At 59.9% G+C, this 20,639-nt stretch carries 11 protein-coding genes, 15 tRNA genes, 3 rRNA genes and 1 other annotated feature; of the genes, 17 read left to right on the top strand and 12 right to left on the bottom strand.

Annotated features, from left to right (window positions below):
• Positions 1 to 53: 53 nt before the first annotated feature.
• Complete coding sequence (locus AACI_RS01460; RefSeq protein WP_012809705.1) at positions 54 to 2,411, bottom strand: hypothetical protein; 2,358 nt, start codon at positions 2,409 to 2,411, stop codon at positions 54 to 56.
• 596 nt (positions 2,412 to 3,007) lie between these two features.
• Between AACI_RS01460 and AACI_RS01455 the strand changes: the two genes are divergently transcribed.
• Positions 3,008 to 3,685 (top strand): YigZ family protein, encoded by a 678-nt coding sequence (locus tag AACI_RS01455; protein WP_012809704.1) that lies wholly within the window; start codon positions 3,008 to 3,010, stop codon positions 3,683 to 3,685.
• A gap of 5 nt (positions 3,686 to 3,690) precedes the next feature.
• Here AACI_RS01455 and AACI_RS01450 read toward each other — a convergent pair whose 3' ends face one another.
• From AACI_RS01450 to AACI_RS01435, 4 genes are all read right to left on the bottom strand, one after another.
• Positions 3,691 to 4,194, bottom strand: a complete 504-nt coding sequence (locus AACI_RS01450; protein WP_245530654.1) for a hypothetical protein — start codon at positions 4,192 to 4,194, stop codon at positions 3,691 to 3,693.
• Between the two features lie 508 nt (positions 4,195 to 4,702).
• A 5S ribosomal RNA gene (gene rrf, locus AACI_RS01445) occupies positions 4,703 to 4,819 on the bottom strand.
• 116 nt (positions 4,820 to 4,935) lie between these two features.
• Positions 4,936 to 7,883, bottom strand: a 23S ribosomal RNA gene (locus AACI_RS01440).
• A 110-nt stretch (positions 7,884 to 7,993) separates the two neighbouring features.
• A 16S ribosomal RNA gene (locus AACI_RS01435) occupies positions 7,994 to 9,531 on the bottom strand.
• Together the 16S, 23S and 5S rRNA genes form the textbook arrangement of a ribosomal RNA operon.
• An 827-nt stretch (positions 9,532 to 10,358) precedes the next feature.
• On the opposite strand from AACI_RS01435, the gene AACI_RS01430 reads away from it, so the two are divergent.
• From AACI_RS01430 to AACI_RS01360, 15 genes are all read left to right on the top strand, one after another.
• Positions 10,359 to 10,434, top strand: a tRNA-Lys gene (locus tag AACI_RS01430).
• 3 nt (positions 10,435 to 10,437) lie between these two features.
• Positions 10,438 to 10,512, top strand: a tRNA-Thr gene (locus AACI_RS01425).
• Between the two features lie 71 nt (positions 10,513 to 10,583).
• Positions 10,584 to 10,660: transfer RNA gene (locus AACI_RS01420), tRNA-Arg, on the top strand.
• A gap of 7 nt (positions 10,661 to 10,667) precedes the next feature.
• Positions 10,668 to 10,744 (top strand) — tRNA-Pro (locus tag AACI_RS01415).
• A 6-nt stretch (positions 10,745 to 10,750) separates the two neighbouring features.
• Positions 10,751 to 10,826, top strand: a tRNA-Ala gene (locus AACI_RS01410).
• A gap of 6 nt (positions 10,827 to 10,832) precedes the next feature.
• Positions 10,833 to 10,907: transfer RNA gene (locus AACI_RS01405), tRNA-Asn, on the top strand.
• A gap of 6 nt (positions 10,908 to 10,913) precedes the next feature.
• Positions 10,914 to 10,989, top strand: a tRNA-Thr gene (locus AACI_RS01400).
• 1 nt (position 10,990) lies between these two features.
• Positions 10,991 to 11,062: transfer RNA gene (locus tag AACI_RS01395), tRNA-Glu, on the top strand.
• Positions 11,063 to 11,117: 55 nt separating this feature from the next.
• Positions 11,118 to 11,192: transfer RNA gene (locus tag AACI_RS01390), tRNA-Gly, on the top strand.
• A 19-nt stretch (positions 11,193 to 11,211) separates the two neighbouring features.
• A tRNA-Gly gene (locus tag AACI_RS01385) sits at positions 11,212 to 11,285 on the top strand.
• Position 11,286: 1 nt separating this feature from the next.
• Positions 11,287 to 11,361, top strand: a tRNA-Val gene (locus AACI_RS01380).
• 5 nt (positions 11,362 to 11,366) lie between these two features.
• Positions 11,367 to 11,442, top strand: a tRNA-Glu gene (locus AACI_RS01375).
• Between the two features lie 3 nt (positions 11,443 to 11,445).
• Positions 11,446 to 11,541 (top strand) — tRNA-Ser (locus tag AACI_RS01370).
• Between the two features lie 4 nt (positions 11,542 to 11,545).
• A tRNA-Asp gene (locus AACI_RS01365) sits at positions 11,546 to 11,622 on the top strand.
• 3 nt (positions 11,623 to 11,625) lie between these two features.
• Positions 11,626 to 11,702, top strand: a tRNA-Ile gene (locus AACI_RS01360).
• A 40-nt stretch (positions 11,703 to 11,742) separates the two neighbouring features.
• Here the strand turns inward: AACI_RS01360 and AACI_RS15550 are convergent.
• From AACI_RS15550 to AACI_RS01345, 3 genes are all read right to left on the bottom strand, one after another.
• Entirely contained in the window at positions 11,743 to 12,138 is a 396-nt protein-coding gene (locus AACI_RS15550) for an HIT family protein (RefSeq protein WP_245530653.1), read from the bottom strand.
• Positions 12,139 to 12,262: 124 nt separating this feature from the next.
• The gene (locus AACI_RS01350) at positions 12,263 to 12,760 is read right to left on the bottom strand and encodes a glutathione peroxidase (RefSeq protein ID WP_008341646.1); all 498 of its coding nucleotides are present in this window, start codon (positions 12,758 to 12,760) and stop codon (positions 12,263 to 12,265) included.
• An 85-nt stretch (positions 12,761 to 12,845) separates the two neighbouring features.
• Positions 12,846 to 14,540 (bottom strand): 2-isopropylmalate synthase, encoded by a 1,695-nt coding sequence (locus AACI_RS01345; protein WP_012809701.1) that lies wholly within the window; start codon positions 14,538 to 14,540, stop codon positions 12,846 to 12,848.
• Between the two features lie 74 nt (positions 14,541 to 14,614).
• Positions 14,615 to 14,866: a binding site (T-box leader), on the bottom strand.
• A gap of 134 nt (positions 14,867 to 15,000) precedes the next feature.
• Here AACI_RS01345 and AACI_RS01340 point away from each other — a divergent pair.
• Positions 15,001 to 16,236 (top strand): hypothetical protein, encoded by a 1,236-nt coding sequence (locus tag AACI_RS01340; protein ID WP_245530652.1) that lies wholly within the window; start codon positions 15,001 to 15,003, stop codon positions 16,234 to 16,236.
• Between the two features lie 198 nt (positions 16,237 to 16,434).
• On the opposite strand, the gene AACI_RS01335 is transcribed toward AACI_RS01340, so the two are convergent.
• The 4 genes from AACI_RS01335 to AACI_RS01320 form a co-directional block, all read right to left on the bottom strand.
• The gene (locus AACI_RS01335) at positions 16,435 to 17,262 is read right to left on the bottom strand and encodes a hypothetical protein (RefSeq protein ID WP_012809699.1); all 828 of its coding nucleotides are present in this window, start codon (positions 17,260 to 17,262) and stop codon (positions 16,435 to 16,437) included.
• A gap of 150 nt (positions 17,263 to 17,412) precedes the next feature.
• Complete coding sequence (locus tag AACI_RS01330; RefSeq protein ID WP_012809698.1) at positions 17,413 to 18,618, bottom strand: sugar ABC transporter permease; 1,206 nt, start codon at positions 18,616 to 18,618, stop codon at positions 17,413 to 17,415.
• A 1-nt stretch (position 18,619) separates the two neighbouring features.
• Positions 18,620 to 19,402, bottom strand: coding sequence for an ATP-binding cassette domain-containing protein (locus tag AACI_RS01325; RefSeq protein WP_012809697.1), 783 nt, complete (start codon positions 19,400 to 19,402; stop codon positions 18,620 to 18,622).
• A gap of 72 nt (positions 19,403 to 19,474) precedes the next feature.
• Positions 19,475 to 20,587 carry a sugar ABC transporter substrate-binding protein gene (locus AACI_RS01320; protein WP_012809696.1) on the bottom strand — a complete coding sequence of 371 codons (1,113 nt, stop codon included), beginning with the start codon at positions 20,585 to 20,587 and terminating at the stop codon, positions 19,475 to 19,477.
• Positions 20,588 to 20,639 lie beyond the last annotated feature (52 nt).

Here is a 20,639-nt window from a genome sequence, read left to right as displayed (position 1 = left end):
GGCGCACCCAAAAATATAAGGGCGGTCGCAAGGACCGCCCTTTCGAATCAGAATTACCAGGTAAGCGTACCAATCTGCGTCGCATTGCTGTTGTACGCCCCGAGACCGAGATACGCCTCTCCGTACGTCGACGTATCCGGGTTGACACCAGGCTTCGTCCAGCTGTAGACACTGACCGTCGTGGACGTATCGCCATTCGGAACCGCAGGCGACACGGCGATCGTATTGCCCGTGCTGTAGTATCCGACGTTGCCCGCCTGAACCGTGAGGCTGACCCAGCCGGTGGAGTTGGTGTACACCGTGAACGTCTTGGAACCAGAGTTCCAAGAAGCAACGCCTGGCACGTACACGTAGTTGTAGCCGAGGTTGCTCACTGTATAGAGCGGAATCGGCGTCGGCTCGGTCACTCCGTTGAAGGAGCCCGTGAGCGTCGTGCCATTGACCTGCGTAATCCACAGGTTGTTTTCGTTGTTGTCGTACGAGAGCGTTACTGGCGCGTTGGCAACCGGGTTGCCGTTCTGGTCCACCACATACAGCTGAACCGTCTCGCTGTGATTCACCGCGTTGGACACCGTGCTGTTCTGCGGGCTCACGCCAGCCACTGCGTTAGCCGGATACGGCGAAGCAACGTACGAGGCCGTTGCCTTATTGCCGTTCTGGTCCGTCACCGTGAGCGTGTCGGCCGCATTGCCCGTGCTCACGCCAACCGAGAAGTACGGGTTCGTCCAAGCGTTCAGATTGTTGTTGTTCGGGTTGTTCAGCGCATAGCCGTCCACGTAGATCTGGTACGCATTCGCGGACGAGTTGTACCACACGCTCACCTGCAACGTGCTCGGCGTCCCTGCACCGTAACCGTTGGCGCCGAGGACGTTCGCGACGTTCACATTGTTGATGGTGGTGATGTAACCTGTCGAGACGTTCAGCGTGTACACGTCGTTGAGCTGCGCACCGCTCAGGCCGCTGTAGCCGCTGGACGAGCCTTCAGGCACAACGTAGACGACCGAGGAGCCCGACAGGTTCGAAAGGCTGGACGGATACTCGACGGTCGAGTACGGAACGGAGGTCGACAGTCCGATCTGTGCAATCGGAGACGAACCAGCTGGCGCGTTCGGGTTCGTGTAGCTCAGCGCCGTGGTCGTCAAAGTAGTGCCACCGGCCGTTGCCGTCACATACACGTTGCTGTCCGGATTGTAGTCGTTGACGTACACCACAGCCTCGCCGTTCGCATCGGTATAAGTGGTGTACTGCCAGCCCTGACCATTGTTGTACACGGTCTGCGACGTATAGGTGTCGCTGATGTTTTGACCAGAGCTCGTCGAGAAGAATGCGCCAGGCGAACCCGATACAGCCGGGCTCTGGGTATATAGACGGAACGTCACCTGAACGCCGCTCTGCGGCTTGCCATTCGAATAAGGTAGCGCCACGACGATTGGCACAACACCATTCGACGGATTCGCAGGCGTCGAAACGTTCTGCGTGACCGACCATTGCGGCGTAATCACGCCATTGGTGCTTGTGAATCCAATATAGGCCGTCTGAGACTGAGCCGACGCAGCACCAGAGGGGCCGAACACGACCTTGTACGCACCAAGCCCACTAATGGTCAGGGACGCAACACCTTGGCTGTTGGTGCTAACGGTCGTGCTCCAACCACCGCTGATTCGGGATGTCGAGAGCGTCGTACCGTTGCTGCTCACCGAGCTCGGCACGTTCTGGCCGTAGATGCTCACAGTGAGCGCTTGGTTGGCAACCGGGTTGCCGTTCTGGTCCGTGACCGTGGTAGACAGCGTCAGGCTACCGCCACTCGGGTTCTGAACCACCGCAGGCGAGGAAATCGTACCCGTACCGACCGACTGGCCGGTAACCGCAATCTGGCTCAACGTGATGCTTGTCGCTTGCGGCGTCGTGATCACCAAACCAACGTTCGGGTTGAACGAGTTGTTAATCCCGAGCGCGGTCAGGATGTTCCCGACATAGTACGCCGGCATGTAGGTCGTGACTGGGCCGCCAGCCGGGTCCTTCGCCGCTTGCGTGTTGAACATCTTAATCGTCGTACCATTGAGGGTTACCGTGGTATTCCCAGTTCCCACGCCACCCGCAACTTGGACACTCGCCGGATTCGAAATGTTGGCATCCGTCAGCGCCCAGGTGTGGGTTGCACCATTCCAGGTCGCCGTGATGCCAATCTTAGCAAGCGCCTGGTCGAAGTAATAAATCGGGAAGAACGCCGTCTGGTTGCCGGAGTCCACACCCACCATCTCATACGGGTTGGACAGGATTTGCCCGTTCACCACAATCGGTACTTGGTGGGCCGGCGTCAGACCGCTGGACGAGGTGTCCGCGAACGCCATCGGGCTAATCGCACCCAGAACAATCGCAGCGGAAGCAATGCCACTCAGTGTGCGTTTCAAGTCCCCTTCTCCTCCTTACGACTACTGTAGAATCACTAGAACTGAAGTTCGGTGACGAAGGTCACCCTGAACTGGCCATTCGTCACTGTCCCCGCGTGTCTGGAATACTTCGAGAGGATTCAAACGGTCGCCTCACGTCCTACATCCACGTTTGAAGCCTCTTGTCACCGTCCAGAACGCAGGAAGACATCCCTCCCTTCAGTGGCTACCTGTACCCATCCCTCTCCTGGCTTTCGCCGCCAGGATTCGACACCACGAGGGCTGTTCTCGGCAATGCAGGCCACTCTAGCAAGTTATGTATCCTAAGACAGTAGCCTCATTGCCGCATTATACGCTTTCTTTCCTTGCAAGTAAAGACCTTGCGAGGAAGAGTGGCGCAGTTTTCGGCATATTCTCGGCTTTAAGGCGAGATTGGCCCATAGGTGCAAGCCTCGCCACTGCCGACGCCTACATGGTTCGACTGGCCGGTTTTGTTTCTGAGGGTCCGCCATCGGAATCGCGCATCTTTTTGCAAGTTGCGCGTACTGTTGAGTCTCGCCCCGCCAATCTGTTACAGTGGTCTTCGTTCGTCGCATCGTCGTTTTGGGGGTATCGCGATGACATCTTTTGTGACGTTGGCGGATGCTTGGACAGCCGAGATCGTCGAGAAAAAATCAAGGTTCATTGCTTCGGCCTTTCGTGTTCGAACGGAGGCAGAGGCGCTCGCCGCGTTGGCCAGCGTCCGAGAGGAGCACCCGGACGCCCGCCACCATGTCTATGCGTATCAGATAGGTATTCAGGTGCCGCACGAGCGGTTTTCGGACGATGGCGAACCGAGTGGCACGGCCGGGCGGCCGGTGCTCGAGGTCATTCGCCGTAAAGAGCTGACCAACGTTTTGGTCGTCGTGACGCGCTACTTCGGCGGCATCTTGCTCGGCGCGAGCGGTTTGGTCCGGGCCTACACCGAGGCCGCAGCGGTGGTCCTGGAGAGGGCACCCAAGCTTGTATGCGCTCGAATGTGCGACATCCTCGTCACCTGCACGTATGAGCACTACGGCAAACTCATGCATCTGCTTGAACAGGCAGGTCTCCGACTGTACGACGCGGAATTCACGGAAGCTGTGCGATTTCGCCTGGTGGTGCGCGAAGCGGATGTTCCCCGCACCGTCGAGCTTGTGACGGATGCGACGTCCGGGCAGGCGACATGCGAAGTGTGCCCGCCCGCATATGTAGGCATCACGGATGCTGGCGAACTCGTCCGCGACGTGTGGCCCCTCGGAAACGCGACGGAGTGACAGCCTCAGAAGCGCGGATACGCGACGCCCCGGGCGCGCTGAAGGATCAGGGCGGATCGCGCGGCTAACACTCGCTCCACAACCCGCGGCCTTGGCATTCTCACCATGAACTCGATGCCGTCGGACATCCGCACTGCGGTTTCCTCCGGGTTGATGGCGCGGATACCTTGAATGGCATCAATGCGAAAGAATCCCTGCGCGCCGTCGTTCCGCCCGATTGGCGTACGCACCCGAAGTTGAGCATATGCAAGTCCTTCCGCCGGAATGACTACAGGAGCAAAGAGACTTCGATTCAGATCTTCCTCACAGGCTCGGCGCAGGTCCCGCTGCGAGATGGCAAAATGCCGAAGCAGGGTTTCGCGCACCCATTGCGCGCGGTGCGGCAGGTAAAACATACGGCCCTCGGACAGCAACACAAGTGTCCGATTTCCTTGACAGTACACGGGCACAAACGCGGTGATCTGACGTGCAATCTCGCCCATCCGCGGCGCATCGCCCTCGGTATGCACGGGGACATTCTCCATTGGGTGTTGATTCGGTTCAGGCAGGATAAACATTGAACACATTCCTCCCTCATGGCTTTCATCCTTGAAATCTGTTCTTTCCGTCGTGATTAGAATGATTGGAGATCCCTACCTCTTTGTTGGTAGGGTATCCTGAGCCAATGAATTCTGTCAATATGGGAATCTACGTTTGTGGAGTTGAGCTTCGTGCGAAGGGCTGGAGCAGGGCTTCGGCCTTCGGCCTGCAGATCTGCTCCAGCCCTTCGCACTTCGCTGCTGGTTGAGGTAGGTCGAGGGTCATATTGTGCTGGCCGAGCGGGATGGGTAATTGAACGTATGGACGTTCGACTGGCTGGGCCGCGGCGGATGGGGAAGAACGCGTGGGTCAAGGCTTATGTTGGATAGAGTGCGGTTCTCACGCCTTTGTCCGTTGCCTCGTCTCGTCTTGCGCGGAGATGCAGGTGTTCCGCATATACGACAAAAGGCCAGGCTAGATGCCTGACCTTTGTCTCACGCCTGGCAACGACCTACCTTCCCAGGAGGCTTCCCTCCCAGTATTCTCGGCGCTGGAGGTCTTCACGTCCGTGTTCGGGATGGGTACGGGTGTTGCCCCTCCGCTAGGGTCACCAGGCCTGCTTCGCTCCATGCTCGCTCGGAGGGCTTCGGCCTTCGGCCTGCAGATCTCCTCGCTCGCATGTCGCTTCGCCTCTGGGTTGCGGCCCTTGCCGTCGTGCATAGGGAGTCGTGCAGGTGAAGCCCTCGACCGATTCGTATCTGTCCGCTCCACGCATCACTGCGCTTCCACGCCAGACCGATCCACCTCGTCGTCTTCGAGGGGTCTTACTTCCTTCTCGGAATGGGATACGTCATCTTGAGGCGGGCTTCGCGCTTAGATGCTTTCAGCGCTTATCCCTTCCCGACTTGGCTACCCAGCGGTGCCCCTGGCGGGACAACTGGTACACCAGCGGTCGGTTCATCCCGGTCCTCTCGTACTAGGGACAACCCCTCTCACGTATCCTACGCCCGCGGCAGATAGGGACCGAACTGTCTCACGACGTTCTGAACCCAGCTCGCGTACCGCTTTAATGGGCGAACAGCCCAACCCTTGGGACCGACTTCAGCCCCAGGATGCGATGAGCCGACATCGAGGTGCCAAACCTCCCCGTCGATGTGAACTCTTGGGGGAGATCAGCCTGTTATCCCCGGGGTAGCTTTTATCCGTTGAGCGATGGCCCTTCCACTCGGAACCACCGGGTCACTAAGCCCGACTTTCGTCCCTGCTCGACCTGTCCGTCTCGCAGTCAAGCTCCCTTTTGCCTTTGCACGCTCCGCGCGATTTCCATCCGCGCTGAGGGAACCTTTGGGCGCCTCCGTTACCCTTTAGGAGGCGACCGCCCCAGTCAAACTGTCCGCCTGACACTGTCCCGCCTCGCGTTCTCACAAGGCCGGTTAGAACAACCGTGTCCCAAGGGTGGTATCCCAACGCCGACTCCACTCAGGCTGGCGCCCAAGCTTCTCCGTCTCCCACCTATCCTGTACATGGAACACCGTTGTCCCATATCAGGCTACAGTCAAGCTCCACGGGGTCTTTCCGTCTAACCGCGGGTAACCTGCATCTTCACAGGTACTACAATTTCACCGGGTCTCTCGTTGAGACAGCGCCCAAGTCGTTACGCCTTTCGTGCGGGTCGGAACTTACCCGACAAGGAATTTCGCTACCTTAGGACCGTTATAGTTACGGCCGCCGTTTACTGGGGCTTCGATTCGGACCTTCGGGGGTCTCCCCCCTAAGCCCTCCTCTTAACCTTCCAGCACCGGGCAGGCGTCAGCCCCTATACGTCGCCTTTCGGCTTCGCAGAGACCTGTGTTTTTGCTAAACAGTCGCTTGGGCCTTTTCACTGCGGCTCTTCCTTCAGGAAGAGCGCCCCTTCTCCCGAAGTTACGGGGCCATTTTGCCGAGTTCCTTAACGAGAGTTCTCCCGCGCGCCTTCGTGTTCTCCACGCGCCCACCTGTGTCGGTTTCCGGTACGGGCACCTTCGGCTCGCTAGAGGCTTTTCTCGGCAGTGTGAACGTCGGGACTTCGGTACTTTCCTTCCCTCCCCATCACAGCTCACGCTTCTCGGGGTGCGCATTTCACTACACCCCACGCTCGCTGCTTGGACGGCCCCTTCCATCCGGCCGCTTCCCTCGTCCTCCTGCGTCACCCCTTCGCTCAAACGCCTACGGTGGTACAGGAATGTCAACCTGTTCTCCTTCGGCTACGCCTTTCGGCCTCACCTTAGGTCCCGACTGACCCTGGGCGGACGAGCCTTCCCCAGGAAACCTTGGGCTTTCGGCGGAGGGGATTCTCACCCCTCTTTTCGCTACTCATACCGGCATTCTCACTTCCATGCGCTCCACCAAGCCTCCCGGCTCAGCTTCCCCGCACATGGAACGCTCCCCTACCATGTCGCCATCCCGAGCTTCGGTGTCCGGTTTAGCCCCGTTCCATTTTCCGCGCAGCGCCACTCGACCAGTGAGCTATTACGCACTCTTTCAATGATGGCTGCTTCTAAGCCAACATCCTGGTTGTCTTCGCAGCGCCACATCGTTCCCCACTCAACCGGAACTTCGGGACCTTAGCTGCGGGTCTGGGCTGTTTCCCTCTCGACTACGGACCTTATCGCTCGCAGTCTCACTGCCAGGTTCCTCGACATTGTGGCATTCGCAGTTTGACGAAGCTTGGTAGCCCTCGCGGGCCCCGCACCCCATCAGCGCTCTACCTCCACAACTCATCCCCTGACGCTAGCCCTCAAGCTATTTCGGGGAGAACCAGCTATCACCGGGTTCGATTGGCATTTCACCCCTACCCCCAGTTCATCCCCTGGCTTTTCAACGCCAGTGGGTTCGGGCCTCCATGCGGTGTTACCCGCACTTCACCCTGACCAGGGGTAGATCACCCGGTTTCGGGTCGATGCGGACGAACTCGCGCCCTCTTCAGACTCGCTTTCGCTTCGGCTCTGGCTCCTCCGCCTTCACCTCGCTCGCCCGCATCACTCGCCGGTTCATTCTACAAAAGGCACGCCGTCACACCCATCGGTGCTCCGACTGCTTGTAGGCACACGGTTTCAGGTTCTCTTTCACTCCGCTCCCGCGGTGCTTTTCACCTTTCCCTCACGGTACTCGTTCACTATCGGTCGCCAAGGAGTATTTAGCCTTAGGAGGTGGTCCTCCCGGATTCCTACGGGATTCCTCGTGTCCCGCAGTACTCGGGGTCTGTTTCCACCCTCGTGCGCGCGTTTCGGATACCGGGCTCTCACCGTCTCTGGCCGGCCTTCCCAGACCGTTCTCCTACGCGTACACTTGGGCTGGCTACCCTGCAGCTCGCCGCAAACAGCCCCACAACCCCGCATGCGCAACGGCTGCAGCCTTTCCCACGCATGCGGTTTAGGCTCCTCCGCTTTCGCTCGCCACTACTCACGGAATCGCGTTTGCTTTCTCTTCCTCGGGGTACTGAGATGTTTCACTTCCCCCGGTTCCCCGCTCGAGACCTTTCGGCCTCAAGCTGCTGGCGCTTCCCGCCAGCGGGTTCCCCCATTCGGACATCCACGGATCCAAGCCCGCTTACGGCTCCCCGTGGCATATCGGCGTTCGCCCCGTCCTTCTTCGGCTCTTGGCGCCTAGGCATCCACCGTGTGCCCTTCCCAGCTTCACCTATCCTGACTCCCTATGCACTTGCCAAGGTCCTTCGAGAGAGCTTTCGCTCCCTCAAAACTAAACACACGCCACCATCCATACCCGCAAGCCCTCAAACCTTCTCCCTAGAAAGGAGGTGATCCAGCCGCACCTTCCGGTACGGCTACCTTGTTACGACTTCACCCCAATCATCGACCCCACCTTCGGCGGCTGGCTCCCCTTTCGGGGTTACCTCACCGACTTCGGGTGTTGCCGACTCTCGTGGTGTGACGGGCGGTGTGTACAAGGCCCGGGAACGTATTCACCGCGGCATGCTGATCCGCGATTACTAGCAATTCCGGCTTCATGCAGGCGAGTTGCAGCCTGCAATCCGAACTACGAGCGGCTTTTTGGGTTTCGCTCCGCCTCGCGGCTTCGCCTCCCTTTGTACCGCCCATTGTAGCACGTGTGTAGCCCAGGACATCAGGGGCATGATGATTTGACGTCATCCCCGCCTTCCTCCGACTTACGCCGGCAGTCACCTGTGAGTCCCCGCCTCAACGCGCTGGTAACACAGGTCAAGGGTTGCGCTCGTTGCGGGACTGAACCCAACATCTCACGACACGAGCTGACGACAACCATGCACCACCTGTCTCCTCTGCCCCGAAGGGAAGGTGCATCTCCGCACCGGTCAGAGGGATGTCAAGCCCTGGTAAGGTTCTTCGCGTTGCTTCGAATTAAACCACATGCTCCACTGCTTGTGCGGGCCCCCGTCAATTCCTTTGAGTTTCAGTCTTGCGACCGTACTCCCCAGGCGGAGTGCTTATTGGGTTTCCTTCGGCACTGGGGTGTGTCCCCCCAACACCTAGCACTCATCGTTTACGGCGTGGACTACCAGGGTATCTAATCCTGTTTGCTCCCCACGCTTTCGTGCCTCAGCGTCAGTCACTGTCCAGCAAGGCGCCTTCGCCACAGGTATTCCTCCACATCTCTACGCATTTCACCGCTACACGTGGAATTCCCCTTGCCTCTCCAGCACTCAAGTCAAGCAGTTTCCAGAGCCATCCCATGGTTGAGCCATGGACTTTCACTCCAGACTTGCTCGACCGCCTACGCACCCTTTACGCCCAGTGATTCCGGACAACGCTCGCCCCCTACGTTTTACCGCGGCTGCTGGCACGTAGTTAGCCGGGGCTTCCTCACTCGGTACCGTCTCGCATGGGGCTTTCCACTCCCCATGCCGCTCTCCCCGAGCAACAGAGCTTTACAACCCGAAGGCCTTCTTCGCTCACGCGGCGTTGCTCCGTCAGGCTTGCGCCCATTGCGGAAGATTCCCTACTGCTGCCTCCCGTAGGAGTCTGGGCCGTGTCTCAGTCCCAGTGTGGCCGGTCACCCTCTCAGGTCGGCTACGCATCGTCGCCTTGGTGGGCCGTTACCCCGCCAACCAGCTAATGCGCCGCGGGCTCCTCTCTCAGCGGCCCAATCGGGCCTTTCCCCGCAAGAAGATGCCTCCTCGCGGGCGTATCCGGCATTAGCGCCCGTTTCCGGGCGTTATTCCGGTCTGAAAGGCAGATTACCCACGTGTTCCTCACCCGTCCGCCGCTGACCTCCGAAAAGGTCCGCTCGACTTGCATGTATTAGGCACGCCGCCAGCGTTCGTCCTGAGCCAGGATCAAACTCTCAATCCAAGTGCTTTATCCTGACCTGTGGTCACAAGGACTCACGGGCTTGGTGGTCTCGTGTGTTTAGTTTTCAAGGAGCGAATCCCGCGCCACCGCGCGGATTTCGTGCCGCCTCGCGGCAGCTCGCTTAATTTAACATGCCTTGTGTAACCTTGTCAACCCCAGTCACTCGACGTCTCAGACGACTGATCGTCTTAAATCGTCCTAGCGTCGCGTGAAGGCGACGTCCCGTAGAATAGCACCGTCATGGTATCGTGTCAAGCGGCGTTTCAAGGATTGCGAAGCCACAAGGATGCTCAGACATCCACAACAAATTCATCCACAGCGGCAGGAAATCCATCGCTCCATCACGAATGTCTCGCATTAGAGACCTCACCTCTTCATCCGCGCTCCAACGCGGGTTGTTTTTGTGCTCAATTCCGAGGTCTCTTCTCTTTGTCTCTGGAAACCCCTCCCGAGAACAACTTCTACTTAAACACTGTGCACGCTCTGCAATTCAAAGCTTTACCCGGTCAAAGCCCAAGTCCATACGCGGTCATTTCCGCGGATCGTCAATATGGTCGTCATCATGCGTATGACCAAGACTGTCGTCACTTACAAGCTGCTCGACCCTAAGCAACGGAGGATCTGGGTGCTCACAAGAGTCCACGCCAATACAAGGGTATGGCATGCACATGTAACCGCGACGTTATCAAGAAACAAATTGGCCGACGTTCGAGTGATAATCTCCGAGTGACATCCTCACAGACGCTCCAGAAACGCACCCGATTTCGCTTGACAACGAACCACCTCCGTGTTAAAGTACCGAGTGCCCAGCGTTGTAAACGGGCTGAGAGCCATTAGCTCAGTTGGCAGAGCACCTGACTTTTAATCAGGGTGTCGCTGGTTCGAATCCAGCATGGCTCACCACATGCCACCTTGGCTCAGGGGTAGAGCAGCTCACTCGTAATGAGCAGGTCGTCGGTTCGAATCCGACAGGTGGCTCCACACGGGCAACGACTCCGTTGCCCGCCAGCCCGCTGGACTTGGTTGGACAGCGGACCCACATCACTATACGCGCGCCCGTAGCTCAGTTGGATAGAGCGTTTGACTACGAATCAAAAGGTCGGGAGTTCGAATCTCTCCGGGCGCGCCATTTCATCCGGAGCATAGCGCAGCTTGGTAGCGCGCCTGCCTTGGGAGCAGGAGGTCGTGGGTTCAAATCCCGCTGCTCCGACCAGACTCCGGGGGTATAGCTCAGTTGGGAGAGCACCTGCCTTGCAAGCAGGGGGTCGTCGGTTCGAATCCGGCTACCTCCACCATGATGTTCCTCGATAGCTCAGCGGTAGAGCATCCGGCTGTTAACCGGAGGGTCGCAGGTTCGAATCCTGCTCGGGGAGCCAGCATATGCTCCCATAGCTCAGTCGGTAGAGCGCATCCATGGTAAGGATGAGGTCACCAGTTCGAGCCTGGTTGGGAGCTCCATGGCCCCATGGTCAAGTGGTTAAGACACCACCCTTTCACGGTGGTAACGGGGGTTCGAATCCCCCTGGGGTCATCATTTAGGGCTTGACGTTTCAACCTTCTGGCAGGTATAATGGTCGAGCCGTTGTGCGGAAGTAGCTCAGGGGTAGAGCATCGCCTTGCCAAGGCGAGGGCCGCGGGTTCGAATCCCGTCTTCCGCTCCACATGGAGGTTCTCCTCCCCGCGGGTGTAGTTTAGTGGTAAAACATCAGCTTCCCAAGCTGAGGTCGGGGGTTCGATTCCCCTCACCCGCTCCATGCGGCTGTAGCTCAGAGGGAGAGCACTACCTTGACACGGTAGGGGTCACAGGTTCAATTCCTGTCAGCCGCACCACGCGAGGCCCTATCGTCTAATGGTTTAGGACGCCGCCCTCTCACGGCGGAAATCGGGGTTCGAATCCCCGTAGGGTCACCACATGGAGTGATGGCCGAGTTGGTCGAAGGCGCTCGCCTGCTAAGCGAGTATACGGTTGTTAAGACCGTATCGAGGGTTCGAATCCCTCTCACTCCGCCACACTGGAACTGTGGTGTAGAGGCCTAACATGCCTGCCTGTCACGCAGGAGATCGCGGGTTCGAATCCCGTCAGTTCCGCCATGTGCGCCCATAGCTCAGTCGGCTAGAGCGCACGACTGATAATCGTGAGGTCGGTGGTTCGAATCCACCTGGGCGCACCAATCGGGCAGCAGCCGTTTGCGGACGGCTGCTGATTTGATTTTATTCGGCTACTTCACCAGATTGAAGGTATCCTCGGAGCTCTGCTGCAACTCGTTCGACTTCGACGCGAGCCAGACTCGGTCCATCAAAATCAAAGATACGAAGTCCTCGAAATGACGCTGGGTGGTCCTCGGTCCGCGGCACGATATGCACGTGAACATGCGGACAATCCTCGGACTCGGCGAGCATGATGGAATACACCTTTTGGACCCCTGGAACGATATCCCGAAGAGCTCGTGTCAGCATACGCTGCAATCTGCCGAAGGCTTCGACTTCCTCAATGGAAAGCTCATCGAAGAATTCGACATGCCGGAGCGGCTTCACAATCAACCACCCCAGTACAGGGCAGGGCTCCAAACGGTGGTCGACCTGCCAGAGATCTTTCCGATAGATCACGCCTCCAGGAGGGACAAGCATGCCCTGATGGACCTGGCACGCTAGACATGCCTCCGCCATTCGAGCGTCCCCTTTTCCCATGCCGCTGCGGCGCCCAGTCCGTGCCTGCGGGATCGCGCGAAAGTCACTGGCCCCTTGATGCATGGACAAGACAAGCCTCGATGTCTTCGCGGATGCTCTCCGGCGATGTCTGCGGCGCGTAGCGTTTCACCACACGCCCGTCCCGGTCGACGAGAAACTTGGTGAAGTTCCACTTGATGGCCTCTGATCCGAGTGCACCCTTGGCCTGTTTCTTCAGGTATTCAAACAGCGGATGCGCGTTCGGCCCATTCACGTCGACTTTCGCAAAGACCGGAAACGTCACGCGGTACGTCGTGCTGCAGAAGGTTTGAATTTCCTCATTCGATCCCGGTTCCTGATTGCCAAACTGATTGCAAGGAAAGGCAAGGACCTCGAAGCCGCGATCGCGATAGAGTTCGTACAACTTTTGCAATCCTTCATACTGCGGAGTGAAACCGCACTTGGACGCCGTATTCACAATGAGAAGCACCTTGCCCTGGTACTCCCGCATCGACATCGTCGTCCCGTCAGCCTTCTCGACCTCAAAATCGTAAATCGTCAACGTCATCCCCTCCTGTTCACATCGTAGCACTCCAATCAATTGAGCACAAACGATATAGCCCCGGGTACGAACCCGGGGCCCTCGTTCATTTGCTCACGGGCACCGCCATCTCCGCCCTGTGCGCCAGCATTCGATTGACCGCGCTCACCAGCGCCTTCGCCGACGCCTCCATAATGTCGGTATCCACGCCGCACCCGAAGTGGGTATTCCCTTCTTCGTCGTCGACGCTGATGTAAGCCACCGCTCGCGATCCCGACCCTACTTCCAGCGCATGTTCCTTGTACGTGAGATTCGCGACCCGGATCCCGAGCCCCTCCTCCAGCGCATGGCACAGCGCGTCCAACCGCCCATTGCCGGCCCCTTCGATCTCGACGGTCTCGCCCTGCCAGACCACCGTGGCGCGCACGCGGTGCGACCCTCTCGCATCCGTGCCCGTCAGTTCGACGAGATCGAGCGGCTGCCCAAGGTTCACAAACTCGCGCATGAAGATCTCGGCGATCTCGTCCGCCGACAGCTCCTTCTGCTCGCGATCCGACACCCGCTTGACCGCATACCCCAGCTGCTCGCGCATCTTTGGAGGCAGATCGAAGCCGTGCGATTGCTCCAACACGTAGCCGATGCCGCCCTTGCCAGACTGGCTGTTGATGCGGATGATATCCCCCTCGTATTCGCGGCCAATATCCTTCGGGTCGATGGGCAGATACGGGACCGTCCAATGCTCAGGCGACTTCTCCTCGCGCCACTTCATGCCCTTCGCGATCGCGTCTTGATGCGATCCCGAAAACGCCGTGAAGACGAGTTCCCCCGCGTACGGGTGACGCCTGCTCACCTGCATCTTGGTGAGAGCCTCAACACGGGCCTGGATGGCCGGGAGGTTGGAGAAGTCGAGCCCCGGATCGATGCCGTGCGAGTACAGGTTCAGCGCGAGCGTGACGATGTCCACGTTGCCCGTGCGCTCCCCGTTCCCAAACAGCGTGCCCTCCAGCCGCTCCGCGCCCGCGAGCATGGCGAGTTCAGCCGCCGCGACACCCGTGCCGCGATCGTTGTGCGGATGCACGGACAGCACGATGGCATCGCGGCGAGCCAGGCGCTTGCCCATGTACTCGATCTGGCTCGCGTACACGTGCGGCATCGAAAGCTCGACGGTCGCCGGCAGGTTGATGATGACCTTGCGATCCGGCGTGGGTTTCCACACGTCGAGCACCGCGTTGCAGATCTCGAGCGCGAAGTCGAGCTCCGTACCCGTGAAGCTCTCCGGTGAATATTGGAAGAAGAAGTTGCCGGGCGTGGTGCGGGCGAGATCGCGGATCTGTTCGGCGCCGGTCACGGCAATGTTCACGATCTCGTCCTTGTCCGCGCGGAACACCTGCTCGCGCTGCGCCACGGACGTGGAGTTGTAGAGATGGACGATGGCCCGCTTGGCCCCGCGAATGGCTTCAAAAGTGCGTTCGATGATGTGATCGCGCGATTGCGTGAGGACCTGGATGGTCACATCGCTCGGGACGAGATCGCGCTCGATGAGCGTCCGGACGAACTCGAATTCCGTGTCCGATGCGGCCGGGAAACCGACCTCGATCTCCTTGAAGCCGATCTCGACGAGCAGTTGAAAGTACGCAAGCTTCTCCTCGAGATTCATCGGAACGATGAGCGCCTGATTTCCGTCGCGCAGGTCGACGCTGCACCAGATCGGCGGTCGGTCCACATGGTCCTTGTGAACCCAGTCGAAGCAGGGTTCAGGCGGCAGAAAATACTGGCGGGTGTACTTGTTCACGTTGTTCATGTCCATCCACTCCTCTTCTTTTGTCTTTGCTCAACCCTGGACGGCGGAAGGGAAAAGAAAAAGGCCTCATCTCGGATAGAGACGAGGCCGGGTTGGCTCGCGGTACCACTCTATTTGGCTTTCCTTGCGGAAAAGCCCCCTCTGTCGACGGCAATCACCGTCTAGCCCGATAACGCGGGCACGCGGCACACCCTACTGGCACCTTACCGTGCAGTTCGGGCTGCGGTTCATGGGCGAGTTCGGGACGCGCCTTCGACCGATTCGCACCGCCCATCGGCTCTCTGCACGCCAGCGACGTCCTTACTACTCCCACTCTTCACCTTTCAATATTTTCAGTCTTGCGACTCACGTGCATCGGTTCAGGTGATTTCATCGTAAGAGGAATTGACTGAGATGTCAAGCGCTTTGCGCACGAGTCTAGGCCAGCGTGGCATGGGAGAAGATCAGTAAGAAATTGTTCATGCTTGCGACCGAAGCCTGTCTGGCCGGCGAAACGGGAACGCCGTACGATCGCATTGAACGCCTGGCCTCTGTGCGCAGAAAGGTGGTGGATTGGGTGGGAGATATGGACATGTCGAGCGCGCCGCCCGTTCACACGGTGGGCGCCTTCTATAAGCTTCTCCTGATCGAATGGGCTGTGTTGCTGGGTGTATCCGCCATCCTCTATCTCATCGCGCGATTCTGGAAGTCTGAAGGCGAAGGCTTTCTGCGGGAATTCGGCGTCGAGCCTCGAAACAAGCGGAACAGCGGATCGCCCTACCATCTCGGCGCGCCCCAGGATACCGCGCGAAAGCTGGCCGTCTGGTCGTTGGGCTTTTTGTGGATGCTCGATGGCCTCCTGCAGGCGCAACCGAAGCTCGGGACGAACTTCTTCGCGGCGGTGGTTCAGCCCATCATGTCTGGGCAGCCGCGCTGGGTGAACGATGTGTTTCTGTCGGTGACCCAGCTTCTCTTCACCTCGCGCCCGCTTTGGTTCGACTCGCTGACCGTCTGGATTCAGATTCTGCTCGGCGTCGGCATTCTCGCTGGCCCCGAACGCTTCATCGGGCGCCTGGCGCTGCGAGTGTCCATCGCGTGGTCCCTCGTGGTGTGGGCGTTCGGCGAGGCATTTGGCCAGATTTTCAGCGGTGGCTCGTGGCTCATGGGCAGTCCTGGGTCTGTGCTCATTTACGCCGCGCTCGCCGTGGTGCTGCTCTCGAAAGCCGAAGCGTGGGAGCGTGGGCAGGTCAAACATGGCATGCAGTGGTTTGTGACGGTTTGGTTTCTCGCGAGCGCCATCCTTCAGGCACTTCCAAGCGCAGGCTACTGGTCGGGGAACGGACTGGCCGATATGGAAATGGGGATGGCTCAGATGCCACAGCCTCACTTCCTGTCGGCGCCGCTCTATGCCTTCGCACACGCGCTGTCACACGGGCCCATGTGGTGGAATGCGGTCTTTGTGGCCGTGCCCTTCGCGCTCGCCATCGGCTGGTTCACGGCCCCCGAGTCTCGCGCCATCCAGGTGGGAACCGGCGCCGTGCTTCTCCTCGTGTGGTGGCTTGGCCAGGACTTCGGTGTGGTGGGCGGCGCAGGCACGGATCCCAACACGGCGCTGCCGCTCTTCCTCCTCACCCTCGCCCACGATTTCCTGCCACAGGACGGATCGTCGCCCTGGACGCGTCTTTGGCGTTCGTCTCCCCGGGCCACCGCGCACTAGTCGGCGTGTGGCATGGCGCGCAGTAGGACGTCGATGTTTCGGTTTTCGGATATTTAGAACCGTAGTGCAGGACTGCCCCGCACCTCCGGGTGCGGGCAGCGTCTGCGGCTTTCGGCTCCACGGCCGGCGCGAAACCGTCGGATCGAGTCCGCCTTCGCGGACGCGCTTCGCCCGGCGGTTGCGGGTTTTGCCCATGGATCAAGTCTCCTCTCGAATGCGCCTCAGCACCTCCTGCACCTCTTGCTCCGTCAGCCCCGTCAGCTCGACGACATCCGCGATCGACGCACCCTTGCGGAACATCCGCTCGGCGATTTCACGAGCCTTGCGCTTCTCCGCCCGTTCCTCTGCCTCTTCTACAATCTCTTTCAGCAACTCCGTCATCGCCAGTACCCTCCTTAGCGCAGACTTTTGCTCATCCGTCAAAACCCGCGCGCTGAATCCGAACACCAGTGCTGCCAGGTAGTTCTGCTCCTCGCGATCCTGCACGCGCTGCAAGGTGTCGACAATGGCGTCAAACGCCTCATCCCGCGTCCGACGCTCGAACCGCATGTGAAACGCAAACGCCAGCCGCACACGGTCTTCCGGTGTCCACTCGCCCATATCCAGGTGCCGTCGCACCGTCTCCAGCGCCGCTTCACCGTCCATCTGACCGAGATACACGTTTTCCACCGTGTATCGGAAACTCCAGGCGTCGAGCTCAGACGGCGCGCTCTGCACGTCGCCCGTGTACAACACCACCGTGCGGATGGCTCGGCGGTGACGTTCCGCGAGCGCAACATCGTAAGCCGCAAACCGATACAGCGTCGGTTCCTTCGTCGACTGGAACTCCAGGTGGAGCAAACGCCCATCCGCAAGCTCCAGCATGATGTCCGTAAACGTCTGACGCATCCTCACCTCGGGGATCTCTGTCGCCAAGGCACGCACCACCGGCGCGTGGCGTACGCCAATCACCGACAGCACTTCCCCGGGAAGCGCCAACGTCAAGTGCTTCGCAACCAAATCGTTCGCATTCCTCGGTATGTCCATCATGACCTCCGTTTGCCTTCAGTATACTGCCGTGCTGCGTGAGGGGCCAATATTGTTACGAAGACAAAAAACAACCCTCGGGTCCCAACAAGGTCCCACAGGGTTGCACGCGTTTCGATTCGATTGAGTTTACGAAGTCATCGGCCCATCTCATCTACCCAACTGCTTCCGCCGCATGCGGGTGAACGTGTCGAACGTGACCGCGAGCAACAAGATGGCGCCTTCCACCAGATACTTCGTGCTGGTCGGCGCGTTCAACAGCGCCATGCCGTTCTCGATGCTGCCGATGACGAGCGCGCCGAGAAGCGCGTTCCACACGCTCCCATAGCCGCCGAACAGGCTCGTGCCGCCGATCACGGCCGCCGCAATCGAGTCCATGAGCAAATCGCTGCCGCCGGACGCCGTGGACGCCGCACCCAGCCTGGACGCGCCGACGATGCCGCCGATGGCCGCCATGGTGCCCGCGAGCGTGAACACCATGATCCGCACGCCCTTCACGTTGATACCGGCCCGGCGCGCGGCTTCCGCATTGCCGCCCACCGCATAGATGTGGCGGCCAAACGCGGTGCTCTGACAGATCCACGCGAGCAGCACCACAAACACAATCAGCACCAGCCCCGCGATGGGCACGCCCTGATAGGCGTTGAGCAGCACCGTCGCGCCAATCATCACCGCGGCGCTCAGGATGAGCTTCGTCCACGTCGACACCGCAGATTTCGGGGGCAGCCCAAGCTTCTGCCGCTTGGCGCGATCGCGCACCGCTGTCCACACCATGAGGAGCAAAGCCACGGCCACCAACACCCAACTCAGCCAATCGGGCAGGTAGTTACCCGCGATGGCATTGATGGTGTTGTTCATGATGGGCACCGTGCCCTCCTGGCCGATGAGGACAAACAACAGACCCAAAAAAGCGAGCGATCCGGCCAGCGTCACGATAAACGACGGCACGCGAAGCACCGTCACCCAAAAGCCTTGGAACAACCCGAGCACCGTGCCGCTCAAGGCGCCGGCGAGAATCGCCACATACGGATTTACACCATTGCCCGCCAACACCGCGAGAATCGCGCCGCCGATGGCGCTCACGGCCGCGATGGACAAGTCAATCTCCCCGAGCAGGAGAATGAGCGTCTCGCCGACCCCGAGGAGGCCGTATTCCGCCATCTGCAGCACGAGGTTCGACAGGTTGCGGCTCGTGAGAAAGCTGTTGTTCAAGATCTCAAACACAATCCAGATGAGGACCAGCGACAAAAACACCGGCAGCTGTTGAAACTCCCCGCCAATGATGCGATCGAACACCGAGGTGCTGCGCGCCGCGGGCGTCTGCGTCTGCTTGGCCTGACCGATGTTGACTGTCATGTTAGGACGTGACCTCCTCTTGCGCCGATGCGCCCGTGATGGCCGCCACAACCTGCTCGGGCGTGACTTGCTCCCGATCGAACGTCGCCACGGTTCGCCCCAACCGCAGCACCACGATGCGGTTGGCAATTTTAAACACGTCGCTCATGTTGTGCGAGATGACGAGCACCGCGCGGCCGCTCGCTGCAAGCCTCTGGATGAGCTCAAGCACCGCGCGCTGCTGCACGACGCCGAGCGCAGCGGTCGGCTCATCGAGCATGACGAGTTTCGAACCCCACAGGACGGATCGCGCCACAGCGACCGTCTGGCGTTGACCACCGGAGAGCGATGCGACCTGCGTGTGCAATGGGGGCAGGCGAATCCCAAGTTCGTTCAGCACAGGGATGGCGCGCCGCTCCATCTCGTTCCGGTCGATCACGCGCACCAGCCCGGGAATCACGCTGCGCCGCAGCTCCCGGCCGAGAAACAGGTTCGAGACGATGTCCAGGTTGTCACAGAGCGCGAGGTCCTGGTAGACCGTCTGAATGCCGTACTTTTCTGCCACGGCTGGACTCGTCAGGCGGACCGGCTGGCCCTCGAACAAGATCTCTCCTTCGTCCGGCTGCTCGACACCCGCGATCATCTTGATGGTGGTCGACTTACCGGCGCCGTTGTCCCCGACGAGCGCCACGATTTCGCCTGCATGCACGGAAAACGAAACACCGTCCAACGCCTGAACGGCGCCAAATCGCTTGCGAAGGCTGCGCACCTCGAGGACCGGCTGTGTCTTGACCTCCGTTGCCACGTACAGCGCCTCCTCTCGTTAAGAAGCGCCGGAGAACACGTCGCGTGCACTCCGGCGCTGGTCCTCAGACCTTTACTGCTGCTCTGCCGGGTTCTTGATGCGCGCCCAGGTCGTGAAGCCGTCCTTGATGACCGTGCTTGCGACGTTCGACTTCGTCACAACGATGGGCTGCAGGAGCACGGACGGCACGTTCGTGGCACCGTTGTTCACCGTGCCATTCACGAGCGATGCCGGCGGCTTCTTGCCCGTGATGAGGTCATACGCCAGCTGAGCCGCTGCGTTGGCCTCTTCCTTGATGGGCTTGTACACCGTCATCGACTGGGTGCCTTCGTAATAAATCCGGTGCAGGCCGGCGTCGGTCGCATCCTGGCCTGTCACGGGGATGCCCTTGATGTGCTGCTGCTCAAGCGCCTGGATGGCCGCGCCCGCCAGGTTGTCGTTCGCAGCCAGCACGGCGTCCACGTGATTGTGCAGCCGCGTGAGCGCCTGCTGCATCTCGGTCAGCGCCTGCTGCGAATCCCAGTTCGGCGTGAACTGCTCATAACCGAGCTTCAGCTTGCCCGATTTAAAGAGCGGATCCAGGACGTCATGGGCGCCCTGCGCGAACTGCTTCGCGTTCGGATCCGTGGGCGCGCCGTCCAACATGACCACGGTGCCGCCCTTCTTGGTGTGCTGCGCGATGTACTCGCCCTGAAGCTTGCCGACCTCGACGTTGTTGAACGAGACGTAATAGTCGACCTTGGCGTTCTGAATGAGGCGATCGTACGAGATCACGGGAACGTGCGCTTTCGCGGCCTCGGTGACGATGGTCGTGGCCGCAAACCCGTTCACCGGTGCCACGACGAGGAGCTTCGCACCCTCCGTGATGGCGCTTTCCACCTGCTGAAGCTGCGTCGCCTCAGACCCCTGCGCGTTGGCATAGATGATCTGCGCGTTCGGATCCAGCTTCTTCATCGCCGCGATGAAGTCCGGGCGATCATCGTACTCCCAACGCGGCGACGTGTTCGTCTCCGGCATCAGAAACGCGATTTTGACGCTCGGGTGCGGATTCACTGCAGACGCCGCGCCCGTCGACGTCGAGCCCTGCCCATTCGCCGAAGAGGTGCCGCACCCAGCGACAATCCCCGTCACGACGGCCGCCGCCGCCATCCACGTTGCGCTCTTCTTCCATGTCTTCTTGGCCACTCCGTACTACCCCCTTGTGGTGTTCGATATAACCCTACCTGCGTCACATCGC

Source organism: Alicyclobacillus acidocaldarius subsp. acidocaldarius DSM 446, from assembly GCF_000024285.1.
GTDB lineage: Bacteria > Bacillota > Bacilli > Alicyclobacillales > Alicyclobacillaceae > Alicyclobacillus > Alicyclobacillus acidocaldarius.
The sequence above is the reverse complement of the archived record's forward strand: the minus strand, read 5'-3'. Positions and strand labels throughout refer to the sequence as shown.

Excerpts from the sequence above, each read along its gene's own strand:
- AACI_RS01455 (WP_012809704.1), top strand. The coding sequence starts at position 3,008 with ATGACATCTTTTGTGACGTTGGCGGATGCTTGGACAGCCGAGATCGTC.
- AACI_RS01345 (WP_012809701.1), bottom strand. The coding sequence starts at position 14,540 with ATGAACAACGTGAACAAGTACACCCGCCAGTATTTTCTGCCGCCTGAA.
- AACI_RS01340 (WP_245530652.1), top strand. The coding sequence starts at position 15,001 with ATGCTTGCGACCGAAGCCTGTCTGGCCGGCGAAACGGGAACGCCGTAC.
- AACI_RS01335 (WP_012809699.1), bottom strand. The coding sequence starts at position 17,262 with ATGGACATACCGAGGAATGCGAACGATTTGGTTGCGAAGCACTTGACG.
- AACI_RS01330 (WP_012809698.1), bottom strand. The coding sequence starts at position 18,618 with ATGACAGTCAACATCGGTCAGGCCAAGCAGACGCAGACGCCCGCGGCG.